Raw genomic sequence first — 23,384 nt, 5'->3', positions numbered from 1 at the left:
ATCAGTTGATGGTAATTATGTTTCCGCATTTCATAATTATTATCAGTGATATATGTAAGGCATCCATATGAAAATAAGAGGCTGTTCAAAGGTTTTCCGTACTTTTGGGCAGCCTCACCCCGTTAAAAGGACGATACTTTATGTATCGTCCTTTTTGTATAAAAAAACATCCAATCAATTGGGAGATTGATTGGATGTGAAAAAATTATTAATAATTTTTTTTGCGTTTTGTAGCCAAAATACTTAATAATCCAGCTAGTAGAAGAAGGATACCTACTGTTTGTGTAGGGTCTTCTTTATGACCTGTATTTGGAAGGTGTTTATCCGTATTTCGATCATCTTGCTGTTTGTTATCTGTTTTATTCGATGTTTCTTCGGAAGTTCCGTTTTCGTGTTTCTCAGATATTTCATTGCCTTTGTTTTCTTCTTTATTTGGAGGAGTAACTGGCTTGTCATCTCCACCTGAAGAAGATTCAATTTTTTTATTTGAAACTGTAATTTGTAGTGGCGTAGCTTGGGCTTTATCAATTGTAAAGTTTATTGGTGATGCATCTAATTGATAGCCTTTAGGAGCCTTTGTTTCTACTAATTGATAAGTACCAGGTTTCAAATCATTTACGATTACTTTTCCGTGTTGATCTGTTTTTAAACCTTCTCGGATAACTTTTCCATCTTGGTCTAAAATATTGAAAATGGCACCTTCAAGTGTTCCATGGTGATCAATATCAACTTTAGTTAACTCAATTGAACCTGTTGTTAAACTATTTAAGGCTGTAACAGAGGTAACCTGAGATTGTCCTTTCGTAATTGTGAAAGGAATTGGTTTAACGTTTAAATCATAGCCAGTTGGAGCTTTCGTTTCAATGAACTGATAGTCACCTGGACGTAAATTAGAAACAGAAATCTTACCATCTTTATCAGTAGTTAAGTCGGTGCGAACGTCTTTGCCGTTCATATCCACAATTTTAAAGATAGCCCCTTTAAGAGTAGTGCCATCGATGTCATCAACTTTAATTAATTCAACTGCACCTTTCGTTAAGCTATTCGTAGCAGTAACAGAAGCTTTAGCAGTTTGACTCTTTTCAATAGTAAACTTGATAGGATTTTGATTTAAGTCATAATGCTTAGGAGCTTTCGTTTCAATGAACTGATAATCTCCCGGACGTAAATCAGAAACAGAAATCTTACCATCTCTATCAGTAGTTAGATCAGAACGAACATCCTTGCCGTCCATATCTACAATTTTAAAGATAGCCCCTTCAAGAGTAGTACCATCGATGTCATCAACTTTAGTTAATTCAACTGCGCCTTTAGTTAAGCTGTTAGTAGCAGTAACAGAGGCGATTTTTTCTTGGCCTTTTTTAACTGTGAACTTAATAGGTGTGTCGTTTAAGTCATAGTGTTCAGGAGCTTTTGTTTCAATAAACTCATAGTCTCCTGGTGGTAATTCATCCACAACTAAACGGCCGTTTTTATCAGTAGTTAAATCGGTACGAACATCGTGTCCATCCTTATTAACAATTTTAAATACTGCACCTTCAAGTGTTGTGTTTTGCTTGGCATCATCAACTTTAATTAACTCCACACTACCTTTCGTTAAGCTATTAATAGCTGTAACGAAGACATGCTTTGTTTGACTTCTTTCGATTGTGAACTTAATTGGTTCTTCATTTAAGTCGTAATGTTTAGGAGCTTTCGTTTCAATAAATTGATAGTCTCCTGGTTGTAGGTCTTTCGCGATGATTTTACCATCTTTATTTGTAACTAAATTCGTACGAATGTCGTTACCATTCATATCAGTAATTTTAAATACCGCACCTTCTAGCATCTCTTTTTTATCTACAGAGTCAATTTTCGTTAATTCCACGCCACCTTTTGTTAGGCCGTTCTTAGCAGTAACAGAAGCGTGAGTTAGTTGACTTCTCTCGATAGTGAAATCGATAGGTGTTTTATTTAAATCGTAATCTTTCGGAGCTTTCGTTTCAATGAACTGATAATCTCCCGGACGTAAATCAGAAACAGAAATCTTTCCATCTTTATCAGTAGTTAAATCAGAACGAACAATTTTACCCTTCGCATCGATGATGTTAAACACTGCATCAGAAAGTTTTGTATCTGGGTTTATATCATCCACTTTTATTAATTCTACAGCACCCTCAGTTAAGCTATTTGTAGCAGTAACTTGGAGCATTTCTTTTTGGCTTTTCTTAATTGTAAACTTAATAGGTGTACTATCTAATTTATAGTGTTCAGGAGCTTTCGTTTCAATAAACTGATAGTCCCCAGGACGTAAGTCAGAAACAGAAATTTTTCCATGTACATCTGTTGTAAGCTCAGTGCGAATGTCGTTACCATTCATATCAGTAATTTTAAATATCGCATCTTTAAGAGCAGTACCATCTACATCATCAACTTTAGAAAGTTCCACAGCGCCTTTCGTTAAGCTATTTGTAGCTGTAACGGAGATAGGATCAGCTTGGCTCTTTGTGATTGTGAATGGAATTGGCTCTTTGTTTAAATCATAGTGTTTCGGAGCCGTTGTCTCGATGAATTGATAATCACCAGGACGTAGGTTAGAAACGCTAATTTTACCTTGTTGATTCGTAACAAGATCTTTGCGAATTACAGTGCCATTCATATCCACAATTTTAAATACTGCGCCTTCAAGAGTAGTGCCATCGACTTCATCCACTTTAGAAAGTTCCACGCCGCCTTTTGTTAAACTATTTTCCATAGTAACGGTAGCAATATCTTTTTGGCTTTTTTCAATTGTAAATATAATTGGTTTTTTGTCTAAATCATAGTGTTCAGGAGCCGTTATTTCAACGAATTGATACGTACCAGGACGTAAGTTTTCGATAACGATTTTACCTTCACTGTTTGTTTTTAAATCTGTTTTAAGTACTTTGCCATCTTGATCTAGTAAATTAAATACCGCATCGGCAAGTTTTGTTTGAGTGTTTAAATCATCAACTTTAAGTAATTCGATACTACCTTGTTTTAAGCTATTTGTAGCAGTTAAAGAAATATCTTTCTTCTGTCCTTTTTCAATAGTGAATTTGATTGGTGTTTCATCTAAAACGTAATGCTTAGGAGCTTTCGTTTCGATGAATTGGTAATCACCAGGACGTAGGTCGTTAATTTCGATTATTCCTTGTTCATTTGTAACAAGGTTTTTATGAACTACATCACCGTTCATATTAACAATTTTAAATACTGCATCTTTAAGAACAGTGCCATCAACATCGTCTACTTTAGAAAGTTTAACTGCACCCTTTGTTAAAGCATTTGTAGCAGTGACATGAAGGGTTTCAGTTTGGCTCTTTTTAATTGTAAATACGATAGGTTTTTTATCTAAATCGTAATGTTCAGGAGCAATTGTTTCAACGAATTGATACGTACCAGGACGTAGATTTTCAACAACAATTTTACCTTCATCATTTGTTTTTAAGCCTTCTTCAACTAGCTCCCCGTCTGCATCTAATAAATTAAATACGGCGTTAGCAAGTTTTGTATTCATATCAATATCGTCAATCTTTGTTAGTTCAACGCTACCGTTTTTCAAAGCATTTTTGCTTGTAACATTGATCTCTTTCGTTTGACTTCTTTCAATTGTAAATGGAATCGTTGTTTCATCTAATACATAGTGCTCAGGAGCTTTTGTTTCAATGAACTGATAGTCTCCAGGGCGTAAATCAGAAACAGAAATTTTACCGTTTTTATCTGTAACGAGATTCGTATGAACTTCCTTACCATTCATATCAACAATCTTAAAAATTGCACCTTCGAGCATCGTACGATCGATGTCATCAATTTTTGTTAATGTTACTGCACCTTTCTTTAAACTGTTAGTAGCAGTAACAGTAATATTCTCTTTTTGACTTTTTTCGATAGTGAACGGAATAGGGTCTTTGCTTAAGGTATAGTCTTTTGGAGCTTTTACTTCAATAAATTGATAGTCTCCAGGACGTAAATCAGAAGCAGAAATTTTACCGTTTTTATCAGTCGTTAAACCTTTTCGAATTACCTTTTTAGTATCATGAGCGTCAACGATTATAAATTCTGCACCTTCAAGAGTAGTGCTATCAATATCATCAACTTTTGTTAAAGTGACGCCACCTGTAAGTAAACTATTTTTTACAGTAACAGGGATAGGAAGATCTTCCTTACTACCTTTTTTAATTGTGAACTTAATAGGTGTTTTGTCTAATTTATAATGTTCAGGGGCTTTTGTTTCGATAAATTGATAATCCCCTGGTGCTAAATCAGGAATAACTAATACTCCGTGATCATCTGTTGTTAAATCTTTCATAATTTCTTTGCCAGTTGCGTCTTGCAATGTGAATACAGCGCCGGCAAGAGCTTTACTACTTTCCACATCATCTTCTTTAATCAGTTTAACTTTTCCTTTCGTTAAACTATTTTTAAATGTAAGTGGAAGAAGTTTTTGTTGTCCTTTTTCGATTGTAAATTCAATTGGTTCTACATTTACATCGTAATAAGTTGGAGCCTTTGTTTCGATAAGTTTATAGTTACCAGGACGTAAGTCATCTACAACTAGCATTCCTTTACTATTCGTAACAAGGTCCGTACGAACATCTTCATTAGTATCTCTATTAACGATTTTAAATACTGCACCTTCAAGTGTTTCCTTTTCATCTGCAGCATTCACTTTTGTTAACTCAATACCGCCTTTTGTTAAGCTGTTTTTAGCGGTAACAGTAGCCTGAGTTGTTTGACTTTCTGTAATCGTAAATTTAATTGGTTTTGTATTTTTGTCGTAATACTTCGGTGCTGTTACTTCGATAAATTTATAATCGCCAGGGCGTAAGCCAGTAGCGATAGCTTTACCATCCGCACCAGTTTTTACATTTTCGCGAATAACTTTCTTTTCATCATTTGCATCAACAATTTTAAATACAGCACCTTCAAGAGCTGTACCATCGATATCATCAACTTTTGTTAATTCAACATCTCCTGGTTTTAAAGCATTTTCAGCTTTCACAAGTAGAGTTTCTTTCTGACTTCTATCGATTGTAAATTCAATAGGTTCTGCTCGTAAAACGTAATGTTCAGGAGCAGCTATTTCAATAAATTTATACGTACCAGGACGTAGGTTACTAACTTTAACTTTACCGTGTTTATCAGTAGTTAAGTTAGTGTGAGGGGAAACGTCATTATTATTTGTATCGACAAGTTTGAATACAGCACCTTCTAGTGGTTTTTTCTCACCAAACTCATCAACTTTTAATAATTCAACCTCGCCCGTTTTTAAGCTGTTATTTGCCGTAACAGTAGCAAGAGCTTGTTGGCTTTTATCAATTGTAAACTCGATAGGGTTTGTACTTAACGTATAATCCTTAGGAGCTTCTGTTTCGATAAATTTATAAACACCAGGCTCTAGATCTTTAACGGTAACTTTTCCATCTGAACCTGTTTTTATATTTTCACGAATTACTTGTTTCTCGTCATTCGCATCGACAATTTTAAATACAGCACCTTCAAGGGCAGTGCCATCGACATCATCGACTTTTGTTAAAGTGACACCACCTTTAATGAGGTGATTCGTCGCAGTAACAGTAACTGCTTTCTTTTGACTTTTTATAATTGTAAACTCAATTGGTTTTTTATCTATGTCGTAATCTTTAGGTGCTTTTTCTTCGACAAATTGATAGTCTCCAGGGCGTAAATCTTTTGCTTCGATTTGTCCTTGATCATTTGTCGTTAATTTTTCATATCCACGAATTACTTTGTTATATCGATCGCGTACACTGAACTCCGCACCTGCTAAAGTTTTTCCATCTTTATCGAATTTTGTTAAAATGGCCGATCCTGGAATCAAACTGTTTATTGCAGTTCGGTTTATTACTGTTGTTTGATCTTCTTTGATTGTGAATTGAATAGGTGTACTGTCTAATTTATAATGCTCAGGAGCAGTTGTTTCTTGTAAGTAGTAAGTTCCTGGTTTTAAATTATCTACAGTAATTTGTCCTTGATTATTTGTTGTTAATTTTTCGTGTTCTGAAATTATTTTTTTGTCTTTATCAAGTAGTGTGAAAACGGCACCTTGCAGTGTGACGTTTTTATTCAGGTCATCAGACTTTGTTAAAACTACTTTACCGACAAACTTCTTATTTGCAAGTTTATATGTTGTAGTCTCTTGTGTACCAAGTTCAACAATTTTCCCTTGTTTTAAATCCCAGCTAATTACATAGCCTTCAGGAGCCTTTGTTTCTTTTAATAAATATTTATCGCGTTTTAAATTATTAAATTTAGCGATACCGTCTTTGTCTGTTGTAATTTTACGGATAACAGTTTTACCTGTACGATCGTATAAAGTAAATTCTGCCCCACCTAATAGTGCGTTCTTATTGTCGTTATCTACCTTTATAATTTCAAGGTTTCCACGGCCTTTAGTAGCAGATCCTCCGCCTGAACCAGAAGACATTCTCACTTCAATCGTTTCAGTAGTTTCTGTGTTTTTAACTGTCAACTTATTGCCTGTGATTTTCGCTTTATTACTTACTTTTTCTTTATCGTCTGCATTAATAAGTGAGCGATATTCTAAAATATAAGCTCGATCAATTTTTTTCAAGAAGGCAATTTCGAAATGTTGCTTTCCGGTATTATTGTCTGTTGTTATTTTGAGTTTATAGTCTGTTCCTTCTTTTAATTCGTTTACTGTATCTTTTGTTAAATTTCCATATGGATCAACAGTTGTAGGATATAAGTGGAATGAATCTTCCACAATTACCTGATTTTCGGTTGGGTCATCTGTTACAACGGCATCTGCAATGGTTGATTGGCTTTCGTTAATTGCGATACTCCAATTAATATAGTTGTCGTCTTGCACAGCTTTTTTAGTAACGAAGCTACCACCTTTATTTACTTGAGTGTCACCTGTAAGGGTGTTTACGATTTTAGAGCCATCTTTTAAATCTGCCTCGTTTTTGTAGGTGCCTTGGATAAGTTCACCATCAAGGCTTGTTTTAAAGATAATATAGTAAGGTGAATTAATTGATTGTTTGAAATGAACCTTTAGGGTGTTTTTATTTTTCTCTGTAGGTTCTTCAAGTTCATATTTCTCAGTTGGTACAGCATTACCAGGTTGTGCATTATCAGGATTTCCATTTAGAATCATATCGCGCACTTCAATGGATCCAGGCACTAATTTTTGTTTATCTTGTATTACGTCTATAACATAAGGATCTTTAATCTCAACATTATTATAGTTAAAGCCTATTATCCAAGTAATTTCCTTCGTTTGGGCGTTATAAGAACCGTATTTATAACCATTTGCCTTTGTGAAAGTATCAGGATCGAAATTAGCTTCAACTTTATTTGATTGTGGATTAGAATCCGTATCTATCCAAGAAAGGTTACCTGTATTTTTAAATGAAGTTTTACCACTTTCTAGCTTTGTATAATCAAAGTCTGTCGTATATTTTACGACTAATGTCTTTGTCATATTAGACTGATACGTACCTATAAGAGTAATTTTGAAGCCTTTATCTGTTACATCTAAAACATAGTCAGTCCCAGCTTGAAGGGTATAATTTCCGTCTTTAATTTCTAGTTTCTTATCTTTTAATTGTAATCCACCATGATCAAAGGTGTCCGTAATAATCGCGTTGCTTAATGGATAGTTGTTATTATTTACTATAATTGTCCAAGTTGTTGTTTTGTCTTTATAATTTGTTTCAGCTTTATTATTAGATTTAATAATATTTTGCTGCTTGAAGCTAGCTTCATTTTCTTTACTTGAATCATTATCAGCTGTAACTTTATTTTTTACTTTTCCATCTTCTATAACTTTATTAGTTGGCTTGGTTTTATAGGTAATCACATAAGCACTATTAATATCATCATTAAACTGTAAATCGAATCCATTCTTCTTGTTACTTACAGTGTAATTATTAACAGCGTCTCCTGTTACAAGCGTTCCTTTTTCATTATATGAAGCGTTTTTTACAACAATAGAATTTGCATCTAGTTCGTGTGTATCGTCAAAAATATCTTTTAAAATCGCATCTGCTTTTTTGATCTCTCTTTGATCACCATTGTAAGTAATTGTCCACTCAATTGTTTGCGTCTTTGGATCATATTTACTTGTTTTATTTAAGTGTGTACCACGAGAAACCGTTACAGTAGAACTTGCGTTTTGTTGCTTTTGATTATCACTCGTTATCGTAACGTTATTTCGGAAACTTTTAATATTTTCATCAGTAATTTTTGTGGCATATTCGATTTGATATGCTTTATTGATAGAATCTTTGAAAGCAATCTCCAATTTTGAGCCATCTGATGAAATAATATTGTAATCTGTTGGCTCAGCTTCTGCACCACGCGTTACATTCCCATTAACATCAACTTCTAAATAATAAACTTTAATAGAATCTTTATTTAAGCTTGTACCCTGTGGAATGTTATCTTTAAAAACAGCGTTTTTAAGGGTGTCTTTCGTTTTGTTCATCTCTACTTTCCAATTAATTTCATTTGTATTAATTGGTCTATCAGGTAAACCCTTTTTATTCGTAGCTGTTTGTACATTAGGCTTAAAGTCAACTGTAATAGAAACATCCTTATCTTTAATCGGGAAAGGAATTTCTTGTGTTGTTGTACCTTTAATTTCAGCTTTATTAAATTCTGTCTTTAATTGTAGGTTACCAGCAACATCTGGATGCTCTTCAACATAATCGTTGAATGTCATCGTGACTTTTCCATCTTTTGTAACAGTAAAATTACCAATTTGATGGTTTTCACTATCATATAAAGGACTGTTAATTGTATTGTAAATCTTAAAATGTTTAGGAAGATCAAAAATATAGTAATCTCCATTTTTCACATTCATTGATTTTAAAAGTTCCCATGTAAACTCAATATTGGCAGGGGAATCTGTACTTGGACGGTTATCCTCTGTAAATGGTTTTCCGTCTTTATCCGTCAATTTTACACTGGTTAAAATGTTTGTTGTTATTTGCTTTGGACCTGAATTTGTATTCTCAGCAGGGTCGCTTGATAGCTTTTGTTCTGGATTGTCAGTAGCAATTTTAGCTGCTGGGTTTTGTTCCGGATTATCAGTGGCAGTTTTAGCTGCTGGGTTTTGTTCCGGATTATCGGTAACAGTTTTAGTTGCTGGGTTTTGTTCCGGATTATCAGTGGCAGTTTTAGCTGCTGGGTTTTGTTCCGGATTATCAGTAACAGTTTTAGTTGCTGGATCTTGCTCCGGATTGTCAGTAACAGGTTTAGTTACTGGATCTTGCGCTTGTTTATTAGTATCCTGTTTGGTGCCATCTTCTTTAGAGTTTTCTACTTGAACAGGAACTGATATAGGCTGAACCATTGTTCCTAAAGGAAAAGCGATTTGAACTGATTTTTCCCCAGGTTTTAAAGTTGAGTTAAACACGGTATCAACTTTAATTTTTCCTTTAGCGTCTTTCAAATTTTCTACTTGATCATTAAATATTAATTTTAATTTATTATCTTTAGCTGTTATAAAATATTGACCAATATTTTTTTGATCTGTTACTAAATCCCCTTGCAAATCTTTAGATACTTTTAATGCAAGTGGTATTTGAACTACTGCTGTATCATTTGCGTGTGCAACTTGTTGATCTTTTATTGACCAAGCGTATTCTACTTGAATGGTTGATCCTATCTTTATTAAATTGTTAGGATTTTTTGATTCGTCAATAATATGATTCGTTGCATCTTTCATTTCAACAGTGTCAAATAAGGAATCTCCTGTTAAGGTTTCCGCTCTTACTTGATTGTATGGAAAACTAGCAAGTTGCGAAAATAGTACGAATACAATTAAACATACATTAAAAAGTTTTTTCATTTTTCCTCCTCTGAACATTCATTTGTCCATTGGGGACTTATTCCACATGAACAAATGGAATATTAAAAGTATTTGTTATAAGCTATTTATTTTTGTTATCCCTCCGTTTCTATACGCGTTCTCAGACAAACAGAATTATGTTCAAAGCAATATTATTTAACGTAAAACAAAATGTATATTTACACAGTTCTATGGAAATATACACAATTCGACAAAAAATGTCGAAAAAAATACTGATATAAATAATGATATCAGACCTTTATATGTGAGATAGTTTTCATGTATATCTAGTAAAAAAGAATGGTTATAAAGGTAAGTTTTACGATACATACTAACCAAGGTAGTGTATCCCTTTGTGAAGGCTTATTTTTGCCTTAAAGTTATGTGGAAATAAAAATCTAGATAGGGTTGGTTTTGGTCAGAATGAAGACAATATGTACTTTGAAAATAGTCATTTATTTTGTCTAAAGAGAGTTGTGCGACTAGTGGACCGAAGTTGAAAGGTGATAGTTTCTTACATTGTTAGAGAAATATAAGGATTACAGAATATTCGACTAACACGTTACTACGGTCATTTTTGAGCCTGTTTAAACAATAAGAAAGAAGGTGTTTTACTCCTTAGTTACAATATCTTTTTAGTAAAGATAAGCTTAAGTAACCTCCGCTAAAGATTATATACTTAAATGATAAAGAGTTCAACAATGGTTCACATATTTTCCCAAAAATAAAAACGGCTGTTTTATGTGGAATAAATCTACAAAACAGCCGTTTTTGGTATTAGATTTCTGTTAAGATTATTGGCTCGCCGCGTGTTACGACAACAGTATGTTCACATTGTGCAACAAGACTTTTATCAGGTGTAACGAATGTCCAACCGTCGTCACCACGTTCAATAATATGATCAGCTTTCATAGAGATGAACGGTTCTACAGCGATAACAAGACCGTCTTTTAGAAGCGCATTATCCATTGGATCATAGTAACTTAAAATGTGATTTGGTGCTTCATGTAAGCTAAGACCAATGCCGTGACCAGTTAAGTTTTGAATAACATTGTATCCACTTTTATGTGCGAAGTTTGAAACAGCACGACCAATTTGATTTTGTTTTGAGCCAGCTCTAACCTTTTTCATTGCTGCCCAAAATGCATCAACTGCTGCTTGGCAAAGTTTTTCTTTTGCCTCGTCTTCTCCAAGAACAAATGAAATGCCTGTATCTGCATAATAGCCATCAAGTGCAGCAGATACATCGACGTTTACTAAGTCGCCTTCTTTTAATACACGATCTCCTGGAATACCATGAGCAACTTCCTCATTTACACTAATGCAAGTTACACCTGGGAAATCATATTCTTTTTCAGGTGCAGAAATAGCACCATGCTCATCTAATATTTTTTTACCGATCAAATCAAGCTCTTTCGTTGTCATACCTGGCTTCGCTTGTTTTTTCATTTCTTCACGTGCAAGCGCAACGATGCGGCCGATTTTTCGTAAGCCTTCTAAATCTTGTTCATTACGAATAATCATGAAAACCACTGTCCTTCCTCGAATATATATCTTATCCGATTGTATCATGTTTATTTTCGTCCTGCTACTCGCTTGCGGTATGCGGGTTGATTCCTCTCATAAAGAATACATGACAATTGTCATATCGATGTCATGACGCATCATACTTTTTCCTAAGTTTTCCAAGTAATACAATGTAAATATAAGAAACAGCGGGGGTGGAGAGATGGAAAAGATTATTGAAGTAAATGGTGTTTCTAAAACATTTAAACATAAAAACGCAGTAAATAATGTTTCATTTCATGTAAATAAAGGGGAAATAGTAGCGTTACTTGGTCCGAATGGTGCGGGGAAAACAACGACGATGTCGATGATGCTTGGATTAAAGGACCCAACAGAAGGTAAGGTCTTTATATTTGGAAAGAGTCCAAAGCATAGAGATGTTCGTAATAGCCTCGGTGCGATGCTGCAAGAAGTAAGTGTCATTGATAGTATTACGGTGGAAGAGGCAATTGAGTTATTCCGTAGTTATTATACGAATCCTATAGCGAAAGAAACGTTACTGCAGTTATCAAATTTAGAATCAGAGCGAAAGCAAAGATGTGAGAAGTTATCAGGTGGGCAAAAAAGAAGGTTAAACTTTGCGCTTGCACTTGCGGGAAATCCAGATTTGTTATTTTTAGATGAGCCGACAGTCGGAATGGATATTACGTCTCGAAGAACGTTTTGGGAAACGATTCGAAAGTTAGCAAGTGAAGGGAAAACGATTATTTTAACGACGCATTATTTAGAAGAAGCAGATGCTTTAGCAAATCGTATCTTATTATTTGCGAACGGAAAGATTATCGCAGATGGTACACCAGACGAAATGAAAGCAACAATTTCGAGAAAAACAATCACATTTTACTCAAAGGAAAGCATTCCTACAAAATTACTAAAGGAATTACCAAATGTAACAGAAGTAAAGTCAAACGAAGGACGCTTCATTTTAACAACGGAGGATACGGATGCAACTTTAAAAGCCATTTATCAAAGGAGTTTACCTGTAACAGATGTTTCAGTTGAACGTGGAAGTCTTGATGAGGCATTTGAAAAATTCGTTGTAAATCAGAAGGAGGAAATCGCATGAGAGCGTTATGGATGCAGTGCAAAATAGAAATTTTACGTACATTCCGCAATAAATTATTTATCTTTTTCTCATTATTAATGCCTGTTATGTTTTACTACATTTTCACAAATGTTGTTCAAGTACCACAAAACGGAGATGCGTGGAAAGCACATTATTTAATTTCGATGGCAACTTTCAGTATTGTAGGGACTGCACTCTTTAGTTTCGGTGTGAGACTTTCTCAGGAAAGAGGGCAAGGATGGACACATCTTCTAAAAATTACACCGCTTCCAGAGGGAGCATATTTAACAGCAAAAATTATCGCTCAAACAGTAGTAAATGCTTTTTCAATATTAGTTATCTTTATTGCAGGGATACTAATTAATCATGTTGAGTTAACGGTAGGGCAATGGATTGGTGCGGGGTTATGGTTATTGTTAGGGGTAACACCATTTTTAGCGTTAGGAACAGTAATAGGTTCCATTAAGAAGGCGGACGCAGCTGCTGGCTTAGCAAATATTTTAAATATGAGTTTAGCTATAGTTGGCGGGTTGTGGATGCCGATTGAAATATTCCCAAAAATATTAAGAACGATTGGTGAATGGACACCGACATACCATTTCGGAAGTGGTGCGTGGGATATTGTAGCTGGAAAATCAATTGGATGGGAAAATATCGCGGTATTAGGAGGTTATTTCCTTATATTTGTTGTAGTATCAATATATATAAGAAAAAGACAGGAAGCGGTATAAATGATAAAGAAGAAGAGGATTGAGATTTTTCCGAAACATATGGGATTTTTTCCGTACATGTGGTTTGTTTATCTATTATTTCCAATTTATCACTTAGCACAAGCATCAGGATGGAAGCTTGTGCTAGGAAGCAGTATGTTGATACTTTTTATTATCACATACCGTCAGCTATATTTTGTTCAGAAGACGTTTATTTTATGGGCATGCATTCAAATGATACTCATCTTTTTATTTGCTTTATTTTATAATCCTTTTATGATATTTTTTGGCTTTTTCACAGCAAGTGCGATGGGATTTGCGCCAAATAAGAAAGTATTTCGAGTGCTGTTATGCTCGTTAGTTATAATGCTTGGAGCATTTTTATTTGTAAATATGAATCAACTAACAACTACAAGTTTAGTAAATATCGTTCCGATGTTTATCTTAATGCTTCTTACGCCATTTGGTATGCGTAATTTTAATCAGAAAAAGATGTTAAGAAATCAATTAGATGAGGCGAACGAGCAAATTAAAGATTTAGTAAAACGTGAAGAACGGCAGCGAATTGCAAGAGATCTTCATGACACATTAGGGCATACCTTATCTCTTATTACTTTAAAAAGCCAGCTCGTTGAGAAGTTAATTGTGAAAAATCCAGAGCGTGCAAGTGCGGAAGCGAAGGAAATTACACAAACTTCTCGTACCGCCTTAAAACAGCTTAGAGAATTAATTTCTGATATGCGTATGATTACGGTAGAAGAAGAGCTAGAGCAAATAAAAGCGATCTTACAAGCAGCTAATATTGAATTAGAAGTGAGGCAAGAAGCAAGATCGAGCTCGTTATCACCAATTGAACAAAATATTGTCGGGATGTGTTTACGTGAGGCCGTTACAAATGTTGTAAAACATAGTAAGGCAACGCGGTGCGCAGTTTCTGTATTAGAATCACAAGGTGAACTGATTTTGAAAGTAGAAGATAACGGAATCGGTTTAACAGATCAAAATCATGATGGAAATGGTATTCGCGGTATGAAAGAACGAATTGCTCTTATTGATGGATTTGTTGAACTAGGTACAATCAATCCAGGGACGTTATTAACGGTAAAAGTTCCAGTTGTTATTAGAACAGGAAAAGATGAGGTGAGGGCATGATTCGAATTATTATTGCAGAAGACCAGCGGATGCTTCGTGGTGCATTAGGGGCCCTGCTTGATCTAGAAGATGATATCGAAGTAATTGGGCAAGCTGCGAACGGGGAAGAGGCGTTAAAATTAATTGAATCGTTAAAGCCAGATGTAAGTATTATGGATATTGAAATGCCGATTCAAAGTGGATTGGATGTCGCTGAGACTTTAAAGAAAGAAAAATCATCATGCAAAGTAATGATTTTAACAACATTTGCACGGCCGGGATATTTTGAAAGAGCAATGAAAGCTGGTGTGCACGGCTATTTATTAAAGGATAGCCCAAGTGAAGATTTAGCGGCAGCAATTCGTAATGTAATGAAGGGGAAACGAGAGGTCTCCCAAGATTTAATGTTTGGCTTATGGCAGGAGCAAAATCCGTTGTCAGATCGCGAAAAGGAAGTACTGTTGCTTGCGAAAGAAGGAAAGACGGCAAACGAAATTGCGAAGGCACTTTATCTTTCGCCGGGTACAGTACGTAATTATATTTCTGAAGTATTAGCGAAGCTTGATGCGAAAAATAGAATTGAGGCAATTACAATTGCGGAAGAAAAGGGTTGGATATAAAAAGAAGGTTATCTATGAGAGGTAACCTTCTTTTTATAATTATTGTACTTCTATTACTTGATTTACTTTTTGTAACGGTTTGTAACCGTGTGCTTCAAATGCCTTTGCAAATTCATTTGATACGGCAGTGCCATATAAATCTTTTGAAGCTTGTACGATATGAGATTGAAGTGATTCAAAGTCTTCAGCGGAAGTTGCATAATTTTGCAATGCACGCATAACAACTTTACTTACTTTTTCATTTCCTTGTTTTTGAACAGCAATACCGTTATATGTTTTACCTTCAGCTAATTGATATAATACGTGACTGATAATACCAGAATTCACGTGTGATTCTTGATTATTACCATCGTTATAGAAATCTTGTAAATTTGTATATAGTTTATGACCGCCGTCACCAATTTCCCTTGGGATATCACGAATTGTTAGGCCACCTAATGTATCGCCCATAATCCAGTTTCCTTTATCTTTCTTTACGTAATATTCGATTTGTGTACCCCAGAAATCCGCTAATCCCTCGTTTAGTGCAGATGTTTCAGCGCTTGGATATCTCACAACTTTATTTTTCGTCGTGCCACTGAATACAGCATGTCCAAATTCATGAGCTGTTACATCAAGAGCGGATGTTAGTTTTCCGTCTAAACCATCACCAAATACCATTTGGTTCCAAGCGGGATGCCAAAATGCATTTACATAGTCTTCTTTTACACCATCACTAACTTCAGTAGAATCAAAACCGTGTACACTAGCAACAACTTTTGAATCTTTATTGTCGTAACTTTTTAGATTATGTTCTTTCTTAAAGTAATCGTAAATATCACTCATGTTCTTCATAGCGCCCGCGGCTTCTTTATCTGCAAAATTAGGAGTACTACTTGAAATTAGTGTCCCTGGATAACCAGCTTGACTATATCCTCCAAGGGAATCGGCGTAGTTTGCATTATAAATATAAATACCATTTCCGCGTGATAAATCCGCTAAATAAAATTTTCCATCAGTTCCTTTGGCAATATTGAAAGAGATGTTTTCTTGAAGTGCATTTTTCCCAGTTCCTTGCTCACTTGCAGGGGATAATCTAGGTGATGTTACTTGATTTATAGTCTTATTCTCTTTGTTTTTAATGAATTTTTCTTGAAAAAGTACTTCGCCAGTTTTTAAATCAACGATAGCATTGCCGTTTATAATTTGTTCATTGTTTTCATAAGTAAATGTAATAACAGTTGCGAATGTATAATAGCCATCTTTTTTCTTATAAACAACGGTTTCGCTAGAGAATTCAGTCTCAACTGCATCGCTTGGAATTTGAACTATATCGCGTAATTTAGATTTTACTTCATTTTTCGACAAAAAATTTGTTATAGTAAGATTAGGTTGTTGATTTAAATTTTGAATAACTTTACCACTAACAGTTGTGATCACTCCATTTTTATCTACTTTTACAATGAGATCTTGGCCATATACTTTATAGTTTTTATATGTTTGTGCAAGGCGAACTTCGGTTTGATTTTCTTTGGTTTCTTTATTGGTAGGTTGGAAATCTACATTTTTTTCAGTAGTGACTTGTTCTTGTTGAGCTTTCGCCCCATTTACCTCACCTTTTAAATACTTTTTAGCAATATTTTCTTTCGTATCATTTTGAGGTTGTGTTAATTTCCCGATTGTTAAACCAGGCTGAGCAATTTCAACTTTGACTGCACTTTTGTCTAATTCTTGAGCATGAATAGCTTCTGTTGATAAAGGGCAAAGAAGACCGAATGTAACGAAAGCACTAGCAAGTTTTCTATAATTCATCTATAACACTCCTAATCTATTATTGTATGTGAGATGAATTGTATGAAAAATTTGCCGAATTTTATATATATTATGCATTATTTCATATCAAAAATTGTCGAATTCACATTATTGTAGTGGTATGACAACTTAACAAATTAGATTGTTATAATGGGATGGTGAGTAAGTATGCACGCAGAGAAATTAGGAAGTGAAATTAAGAAAATTAGAGTGTTGAGAGGATTAACACAAAAACAGTTATCTGAGAACATATGTCATCAATCGGAAGTGAGCAGAATTGAATCGGGTGCGGTATACCCAAGTATGGATATATTGCAAGGTATTGCAGCAAAGTTACAAGTTCCCATTATTCATTTTTATGAGGTACTCATTTATTCCGATATTGAGAGGAAAAAGCAGTTAAAAGATCAAATCATTATGCTTTGTAAGCAAAAGAAATATAAAGAAATTTATAATAAAGTATGGAATGAGTTGAAAAAGGAAGAATATCATCCTGAGTTTCAGCAATTTCTTCAATGGCAATATCATGTAGCAGCGTATGTATTGAAGAAAAGTGATTATGAATATTGCATTTTAGAATTGAAAAAATTATTAAATCAACAATTAACTGGGATTGATGTGTACCAAAATCTTTATATAGAGAATGCAATTGCAAATATTTATGCTGAAAATGGTTACTTTAAGAAGGGCATGGAGTTATTTGAAGGTATATTAAAGCAATTAGAGGCATTACCTGAAAATAAAGAGTTTGATGTGAAGGTAAGACATAATTATGCGAAAACATTATACTTAGATAATCAATATGAAGAGGCTCTTTATCAAATAAATAAAGCTATTGAAATATCGTGTCGAATTAATAGTATGGCATTGATTGGGCAGCTATACTATCAAAAAGGTGAATGTTTAGAAAAGCTAGGCTACGATGAGGTAGAGAGTGAAGAAGCTTATGAAAAAGCTTATTTCTTTTTTGATATACTAGAAATGCATACGTATAAAGAAAAGTTTATGAAAAAAATGACGAAATAAAATAACGCAAAAACTAAATATGCATAATTGCATAATGTATGGATAAATTTTCATGATATATTAAAAGAAAAAATGTGGGTGATGGAATATGAAGAAACTACTTATCGGTAGTCTATTAACGTTAGCAATGACATGGGGTATTTCATTAGCGGATACAGCTTTAGAGAAAAGCCAAGTAATTTCTCATGATGATCAAGAGGTACAATTAGCTTCAGATATGCCTTTTGAGTTTTAAAAAAAAACAACCGTCTTACTTAGACGGTTGTTTTTTTATGTAGTAACATCCAAACGTCTTTACTAGAAACAGGTTTGCTAATAAAGAATCCTTGAATGTGATCACAATTTTGTTTATGTAAAAATTCCCATTCTTCTTCCGTTTCTACACCTTCTGCAATCACTTTTAAATTTAGTTGCTTTGATAGTGTAATAATGGAAGAGACAATTGCTTCTTCTAAAGGACTAGTTGTAATTCCACAAATAAACTCTCGAGCGATTTTTAATGTGTTGATTGGATATTTTGTTAAATAAGCTAAAGAACTATAACCAGTTCCAAAGTCGTCGATTGAAATTTGAATACCGAGATTTTGAAGTTGTTCGAGTTTTGCAACTACAGATTGATTTTGATTAATTGCGATGCTTTCCGTAATTTCAATATCTAGTGCTTCTGGTTTCAGTTCTGTTTCTTCCAATACCTTTGAAATAGTTGGGATTAAATCTGCATGGTTAAATTGAACAACAGATAGATTTACACCAACTTTTAAGTGAGAGAAACCTTGATTATGCCATCTTTTTGCCTCTAAACAAGCAGTACGTAAAATCCAATTGCCAAGTTCAATAATAAAACCAGTTTCCTCTGCTAGAGGGATAAATTGGGCAGGAGATACGATACCGAGTTTTGGATGCTTCCAACGTATTAATGCTTCAAAACCGATAATTTGTTTTGTTTTTGTGCTTACTTGTGGCTGGTATTCAAGGAAAAATTCATTTTGTTGTAATGCTTTTGAAAGTTCACCTTCTAAGAATTGAATTTCATTTTGAGCGATACTCATTTCTTTTGAGAAGAAAACAAATCTGTTTTTTCCATTTGCTTTCGCACGATACATAGCCATATCAGCATTTTTCATTAACTCATTTACATCAGTTCCATAATCAGGGTACATCGCAATTCCGATACTTGGTGTAATAGAGAGTTCTTCGCCTTGAATGAAGAATGGTTTGTTTAAAATAGTTAAAATCTGTTCAGCTATAAAAATTGCACTTTTTTCTGAGTACATTTCTGGCAATAGAATTGTAAACTCATCTCCACCTTGGCGAGCGACGATATCTTTTGAACGCAAGCAACCGCGTAATCTTTTTGCTACTTCAATTAATAATAAATCTCCAACGTCATGGCCAAGTCTATCGTTAATTTTTTTAAATCGATCTAAATCAAGGAATATGACGGCGACATCATTTGCGTTAGTTTGGGCTGTATTTAAAATGGCTTTTAAATCTTTTTCGAACTTTCGACGATTTGGTAATCCAGTAAGTGCATCGTGAAAGGCTAAATGTTCTACTTGTTTTTGTTTTTCATATAAGGTGGTAATATCACGTGCTATCCCAAACATTCCGACCACTTCTTTGTTTATAAAAGTAGGGATAAGTGTAATATGGAGATAATAATAATAGCCTTCTTGTTCTTTTGTACGAACTTCTAACGTTTGTGGCCTACCTTCCTTTGTAATTTGTAAAGCCTTCTTTAGTAGTTCGTGGTCTTTTGAATCAATGAAGTGTACCAGAGAATAGCTTGCCACTTCGCAATAATAGGCAGTAAATAAGCTTTCGCACGCCTTATTAGATTGTTGAAAAATGCCATTCATATTTAAAGAGAAAACGGCATCGGGATGGTCCTCGAATAAAGATTTATAACGTTGTTCACTTTTTGATAATGCAAATGCACCTTCTTCAACTTCGTCCTCTAGTTGTGTAGTCAACTGTTCATATGTATGAATTAGTGCTTGATTATCTTTCCACATGTAAAGTTGCCGCAAGAATAACAAAATAAGTGATAATACGAGACCGATTAACATGAATTTATCATCCCAAGGTTGAATGATAATAAAAGAAAAAGTAATAATTATACTAAAATAAGGTAGTATAAAACGTACATAATCGAATCGATAATATTTTGTTTTCGTTTCATGCTGCATTGGTTTATCTAAAATATATAGTATGGAAGAAAGTCCAATTAATAAAATAGAAGCAGTGTGTATTAAATAATTAATTTCAGCAGAAGTTTTCATCCCAAAATTCAATTGAAACAGATGAATATAACCGTATACGAGTATAATAGTGAAACCGATAATTAATGCAATTCTACTAGAAGAATATTGTTCTCTTCTATATAGGCTAATAACGGCGTAAATTACTAATGATTGTGCAATGAAATACCCAATTAAAATCCAAGTATCCTTTGTTAACATGCGGAAGCTTGAAAGGTCTAAGATAAAAGTTAAGGTGAAATAAATGTTCATAATAATAATAAAGATGCTATCGAATGAAAATTGAGAAAGCCCCTTAATAGAATAATTTTTTATAAACTTTATAGCAAATCCAACAAAGAGCAAAATATATTGTATGATAAAAAAAGGTAATGCTTTATATGAAAATATAGATTGATCATGTATAGAAAGTGAACTAAGAAATAGGGTTATCTCCATAACTAATCCACATAGGCAAGTGCATAGTAATAAAATCCAAAATAGTTTATCACTGCGTTTCATTCTCTTAATAGCTTTATATAAACAGTGACAAGAAAAAAGTGCAGCGAAACAGAATAAGAAAAGAATTCCAATCTCCTTTATATGCGACTCATTTGGAATAAAGAGTATCCAAAGAGCAAATATAGATATGTATATTATGACAAATTGTACATATTTTTTTTGATTAATCATATTATGACTCCGTTTCAATAAAGTTGAATCTCGAGGGAATGCTAATTTAAATAATAGCATATAAAATAGGATGTTTTTTACTATAAAAATTACTTTTTTGAAAAAATGGTGCAAAGTTACAATTTACCACTGTAACATTGCACCACTTATTCTTTTAATTCCTCTTATAGCAGAAAGTTCATCTATTAATTGGAATAATGCTAAGTCTTTTTGTTTACTTTCAATCATAATATCGAAATTATGATTGTGTTTTTTTGCAATGTGTAAGAAAGGCTTAATAAACTCTAAATCGATATATTCAGCATGAGCCCTAAATTCTTTTTCCGATCTCGGGGAGGAAATGTGAACTTTAGGAGAGATATTTGTATGTGACCAAGTTTCAAAAATTGCAGGAAGCAACTCTTCTAGTGGTTCCTCGCAAAGATTGGCCATATGATGATGATAATCAAATACAAATGGAATATTTTCTTTTTGGCAAATTGATAAAGTTTCAGCGGTTGTATAGGTTTTATCATCATTTTCAAGAGTCATTTGTTTTTTTATATGTGTAGGAAGTTTTTTTATGTTTTCATGGAAGCGCTCAATTGCCTTTTCTTTATTTCCATAGGCTCCACCTACATGAATATTAATGTAAGAAGAATCTGCAATGCCTATAGCATCCAATATTTTATAATGATAAGTCATATCCGTAATAGCGTTAGTAGTAATATGTGGCTTGTCGCTTGTAAATAGCGTAAATTGATTTGGATGAAAACTTATTCGTAAATTGTGTTCTTTAATTAAAGCCCCTATTTTACGCCAAAGTAGTGTGAATACCCCAATATAGTCAAACTCGACTTCGGGATGTGTTGCAAGTGGGACGATGGAAGACGATAGGCGATATAGTGGGATTTCATGCGCTATATTGTAATGAAGGATACGTATTGTGTGCTCTAAATTTTGCCTTATAACATGGTACAGTTTGTCTTCTCGCTCTTGCTTGCTGAGTTTCTTAAAGCTTGTAAACGTCATTGTTTTGGCAGGAGAACAGTCCCAGAGTGCCATTGCATGTGAGACATATCCAAACCGTATAAGCATATGAGATACACCTCTTTTATTCATTGTCTTTCCTATAAAAAGAAAGCAAACATTGTTCCAATCCATTCCTTTCCTCTATCGATAAGAGAAGGCGGGTTTACATCGCTATAGGAAAGTACAGATGCATTCTCTAGATCTTCATCGAATTTCTTTTTTACTGTTTGAATGAAATGTTTATTATATAACAGGCAGTTTATTTCATGGTTAATATATAAACTTCTCATATCAAAGTTTGCTGTTCCGATATCGCAAATATCATCGTCTACTATAATAATTTTGGCGTGAAAAAAACCTTGTTGAAATGCATAAATATTGCAACCAGCCTGTATTAATTTTCGGCAGTACGGAAATTTGGCTTCTCGAACAAGAGGGTGATCAGCTTTTTCTGGAACAAGAATTGTGATTTGAACCCCTCTTTCTCTTGCTTTTAATAAGGCATTCATAATTTTTTTTCCAGGAATGAAATATGGTGTACCGATACAGATTTCTTTTTTTGCCGCGTTAATTAAATGTAAAAAAGTATGCTGTAAATAAGCCCCATCAGTCGGAATAAATTGATGCAGGATGGTACCTGGGTTTTGTTTTGGAAAATAAAGAGAAGCATCTAATAAATTTTGTTTCGTATCATCAAACCAGTCATGCAAAAATTGCTTTTGTAAATCTTGAACCCCTTCTCCTGTAAGACGTAAATGGTAGTCTCGCCATAATCCTAAATATTCATTATGCCCTAGATACTCTTCACCGATATTAAATCCCCCGATATAGCCGGTTTTCCCATCAATCACTGTAATTTTCCTATGATTTCGTTGATTGGCAGAAAAGAAAGGCAGAGGAAATTTTACCTTATGACAAAATGAAAAAGATACACCATGTTTTTGCAGGGAGCGAATAGCTTCGTTTGATAAAGAATGGCTGCCAAATCGATCAAGTAAAAGTCGTACTTCAATTCCTTCCTGAGCCTTATCAATCAGCAATTTTAAAAATTCACGACTGATTTTATCGTTTTTTACAATGAAGAATAAAATATGAATGTGATGCTGTGCTTGTTTTATATCAGTAAATAAAGCGTCATACAAATCTTTCCCGTATGTATAAAGGTGAAAATCACTTTGACGTAAAGGGAAAGTGCGAGAGCTTACTCGTTTTAAATGAAGAAGTCTCCCGTATGAAAGGTCAATTGTAATCCAAAGAGCAACGGATATTAACAAAAGAGATAAGTAGAGCATTAGTGAATTCCCTCCTTCGCATTCTTTTCACCTTCAGTGTGTTACAAATGATACGGGTAGCACGGCTGTTATTATAAATTTCTTTAGAGGATAGATCTTGTACTGGTTAAAGTGTCACTTTATCCCGCTTTAACGGGCAGTAAGCTTCCTATTTCAAAAATTGATGAATAAGCAGAAGCTAGTTTGGAAATCAACTGCCCGTAAAAGCCCGATTGGTTCAACTAATAATCAGCGGGGGATGAACCACCCCTGCTGATTAAAGTTTCACTTTATAGTTTCACCGAAATAAACAGCTTTATGAAAAAATGTGTTGTTCTATAACAAAAAACTGTTGACTGAATGCTCACTCATTATATAATGGGGATAGGGGATATAATTCAGAAAATTATATATTTTT

At 34.0% G+C, this 23,384-nt stretch carries 12 protein-coding genes; 6 read left to right on the top strand and 6 right to left on the bottom strand.

Annotation, left to right across the window (positions count from 1 at the left end; translation table 11 throughout):
* Nucleotides 1–208: 208 nt before the first annotated feature.
* Together NST90_RS25435 and map are read right to left on the bottom strand one after the other, a co-directional pair.
* Nucleotides 209–9,841: a SpaA isopeptide-forming pilin-related protein gene (locus NST90_RS25435; RefSeq protein ID WP_141547934.1), complete on the bottom strand. Its 9,633-nt coding sequence runs from the start codon at nucleotides 9,839–9,841 to the stop codon at nucleotides 209–211.
* 777 nt (nucleotides 9,842–10,618) lie between these two features.
* A complete protein-coding gene (gene map / locus NST90_RS25430; RefSeq protein WP_100617878.1) occupies nucleotides 10,619–11,413 on the bottom strand; it encodes a type I methionyl aminopeptidase in 795 nt (264 codons plus the stop codon).
* A gap of 157 nt (nucleotides 11,414–11,570) precedes the next feature.
* Between map and NST90_RS25425 the strand changes: the two genes are divergently transcribed.
* Genes NST90_RS25425 through NST90_RS25410 form a run of 4 tightly spaced genes read left to right on the top strand, consistent with a single transcriptional unit; the run spans nucleotide 11,571 to nucleotide 14,934 of the window.
* Nucleotides 11,571–12,473: an ABC transporter ATP-binding protein gene (locus NST90_RS25425; protein WP_046393115.1), complete on the top strand. Its 903-nt coding sequence runs from the start codon at nucleotides 11,571–11,573 to the stop codon at nucleotides 12,471–12,473.
* A complete protein-coding gene (locus NST90_RS25420; RefSeq protein WP_001202430.1) occupies nucleotides 12,470–13,204 on the top strand; it encodes an ABC transporter permease in 735 nt (244 codons plus the stop codon). Before NST90_RS25425 ends, NST90_RS25420 begins: the two co-directional genes overlap by 4 nt.
* Complete coding sequence (locus tag NST90_RS25415) at nucleotides 13,205–14,335, top strand: sensor histidine kinase (RefSeq protein WP_046393113.1); 1,131 nt, start codon at nucleotides 13,205–13,207, stop codon at nucleotides 14,333–14,335.
* Nucleotides 14,332–14,934, top strand: a complete 603-nt coding sequence (locus tag NST90_RS25410) for a response regulator transcription factor (protein WP_000619259.1) — start codon at nucleotides 14,332–14,334, stop codon at nucleotides 14,932–14,934. The genes NST90_RS25415 and NST90_RS25410 overlap by 4 nt, the downstream gene beginning before the upstream one ends.
* Nucleotides 14,935–14,973: 39 nt before the next feature.
* Here NST90_RS25410 and NST90_RS25405 read toward each other — a convergent pair whose 3' ends face one another.
* Nucleotides 14,974–16,725 carry a M4 family metallopeptidase gene (locus tag NST90_RS25405; protein WP_016123892.1) on the bottom strand — a complete coding sequence of 584 codons (1,752 nt, stop codon included), beginning with the start codon at nucleotides 16,723–16,725 and terminating at the stop codon, nucleotides 14,974–14,976.
* Between the two features lie 168 nt (nucleotides 16,726–16,893).
* Here NST90_RS25405 and NST90_RS25400 point away from each other — a divergent pair, with 168 nt between their 5' ends.
* Together NST90_RS25400 and NST90_RS25395 are read left to right on the top strand one after the other, a co-directional pair.
* Entirely contained in the window at nucleotides 16,894–17,751 is an 858-nt protein-coding gene (locus NST90_RS25400; RefSeq protein WP_000542908.1) for a helix-turn-helix domain-containing protein, read from the top strand.
* Nucleotides 17,752–17,839: 88 nt separating this feature from the next.
* Nucleotides 17,840–17,986, top strand: coding sequence for a quorum-sensing peptide PapR (locus NST90_RS25395; protein ID WP_000734744.1), 147 nt, complete (start codon nucleotides 17,840–17,842; stop codon nucleotides 17,984–17,986).
* Between the two features lie 19 nt (nucleotides 17,987–18,005).
* Here the strand turns inward: NST90_RS25395 and NST90_RS25390 are convergent, their stop codons facing one another.
* The 3 genes from NST90_RS25390 to cls all read right to left on the bottom strand — a co-directional run bounded on the left by NST90_RS25390 (nucleotide 18,006) and on the right by cls (nucleotide 22,987).
* Nucleotides 18,006–20,684: a DUF4084 domain-containing protein gene (locus tag NST90_RS25390; RefSeq protein ID WP_016123891.1), complete on the bottom strand. Its 2,679-nt coding sequence runs from the start codon at nucleotides 20,682–20,684 to the stop codon at nucleotides 18,006–18,008.
* 123 nt (nucleotides 20,685–20,807) lie between these two features.
* Nucleotides 20,808–21,761, bottom strand: a complete 954-nt coding sequence (gene uvsE / locus NST90_RS25385; RefSeq protein ID WP_046393175.1) for a UV DNA damage repair endonuclease UvsE — start codon at nucleotides 21,759–21,761, stop codon at nucleotides 20,808–20,810.
* 32 nt (nucleotides 21,762–21,793) lie between these two features.
* The gene (cls, locus tag NST90_RS25380; RefSeq protein ID WP_259638539.1) at nucleotides 21,794–22,987 is read right to left on the bottom strand and encodes a cardiolipin synthase; all 1,194 of its coding nucleotides are present in this window, start codon (nucleotides 22,985–22,987) and stop codon (nucleotides 21,794–21,796) included.
* Nucleotides 22,988–23,384: the final 397 nt, after the last annotated feature.

The sequence above is a fragment of the Bacillus sp. FSL E2-8900 genome (assembly GCF_037966225.1).
GTDB classification, from domain to species: Bacteria; Bacillota; Bacilli; order Bacillales; family Bacillaceae_G; genus Bacillus_A; species Bacillus_A cereus.
The sequence above is the reverse complement of the archived record's forward strand: the minus strand, read 5'-3'. Positions and strand labels throughout refer to the sequence as shown.

Bases quoted from the DNA above. Each gene is read 5' to 3' on its own strand.
- NST90_RS25420 (WP_001202430.1), top strand. From the start codon at position 12,470: ATGAGAGCGTTATGGATGCAGTGCAAAATAGAAATTTTACGTACATTC.
- cls (WP_259638539.1), bottom strand. From the start codon at position 22,987: ATGCTCTACTTATCTCTTTTGTTAATATCCGTTGCTCTTTGGATTACA.
- NST90_RS25435 (WP_141547934.1), bottom strand. From the start codon at position 9,841: ATGAAAAAACTTTTTAATGTATGTTTAATTGTATTCGTACTATTTTCG.
- NST90_RS25400 (WP_000542908.1), top strand. From the start codon at position 16,894: ATGCACGCAGAGAAATTAGGAAGTGAAATTAAGAAAATTAGAGTGTTG.
- NST90_RS25415 (WP_046393113.1), top strand. From the start codon at position 13,205: ATGATAAAGAAGAAGAGGATTGAGATTTTTCCGAAACATATGGGATTT.
- NST90_RS25395 (WP_000734744.1), top strand. From the start codon at position 17,840: ATGAAGAAACTACTTATCGGTAGTCTATTAACGTTAGCAATGACATGG.
- NST90_RS25425 (WP_046393115.1), top strand. From the start codon at position 11,571: ATGGAAAAGATTATTGAAGTAAATGGTGTTTCTAAAACATTTAAACAT.
- map (WP_100617878.1), bottom strand. From the start codon at position 11,413: ATGATACAATCGGATAAGATATATATTCGAGGAAGGACAGTGGTTTTC.
- uvsE (WP_046393175.1), bottom strand. From the start codon at position 21,761: ATGCTTATACGGTTTGGATATGTCTCACATGCAATGGCACTCTGGGAC.
- NST90_RS25390 (WP_016123891.1), bottom strand. From the start codon at position 20,684: ATGATTAATCAAAAAAAATATGTACAATTTGTCATAATATACATATCT.
- NST90_RS25405 (WP_016123892.1), bottom strand. From the start codon at position 16,725: ATGAATTATAGAAAACTTGCTAGTGCTTTCGTTACATTCGGTCTTCTT.
- NST90_RS25410 (WP_000619259.1), top strand. From the start codon at position 14,332: ATGATTCGAATTATTATTGCAGAAGACCAGCGGATGCTTCGTGGTGCA.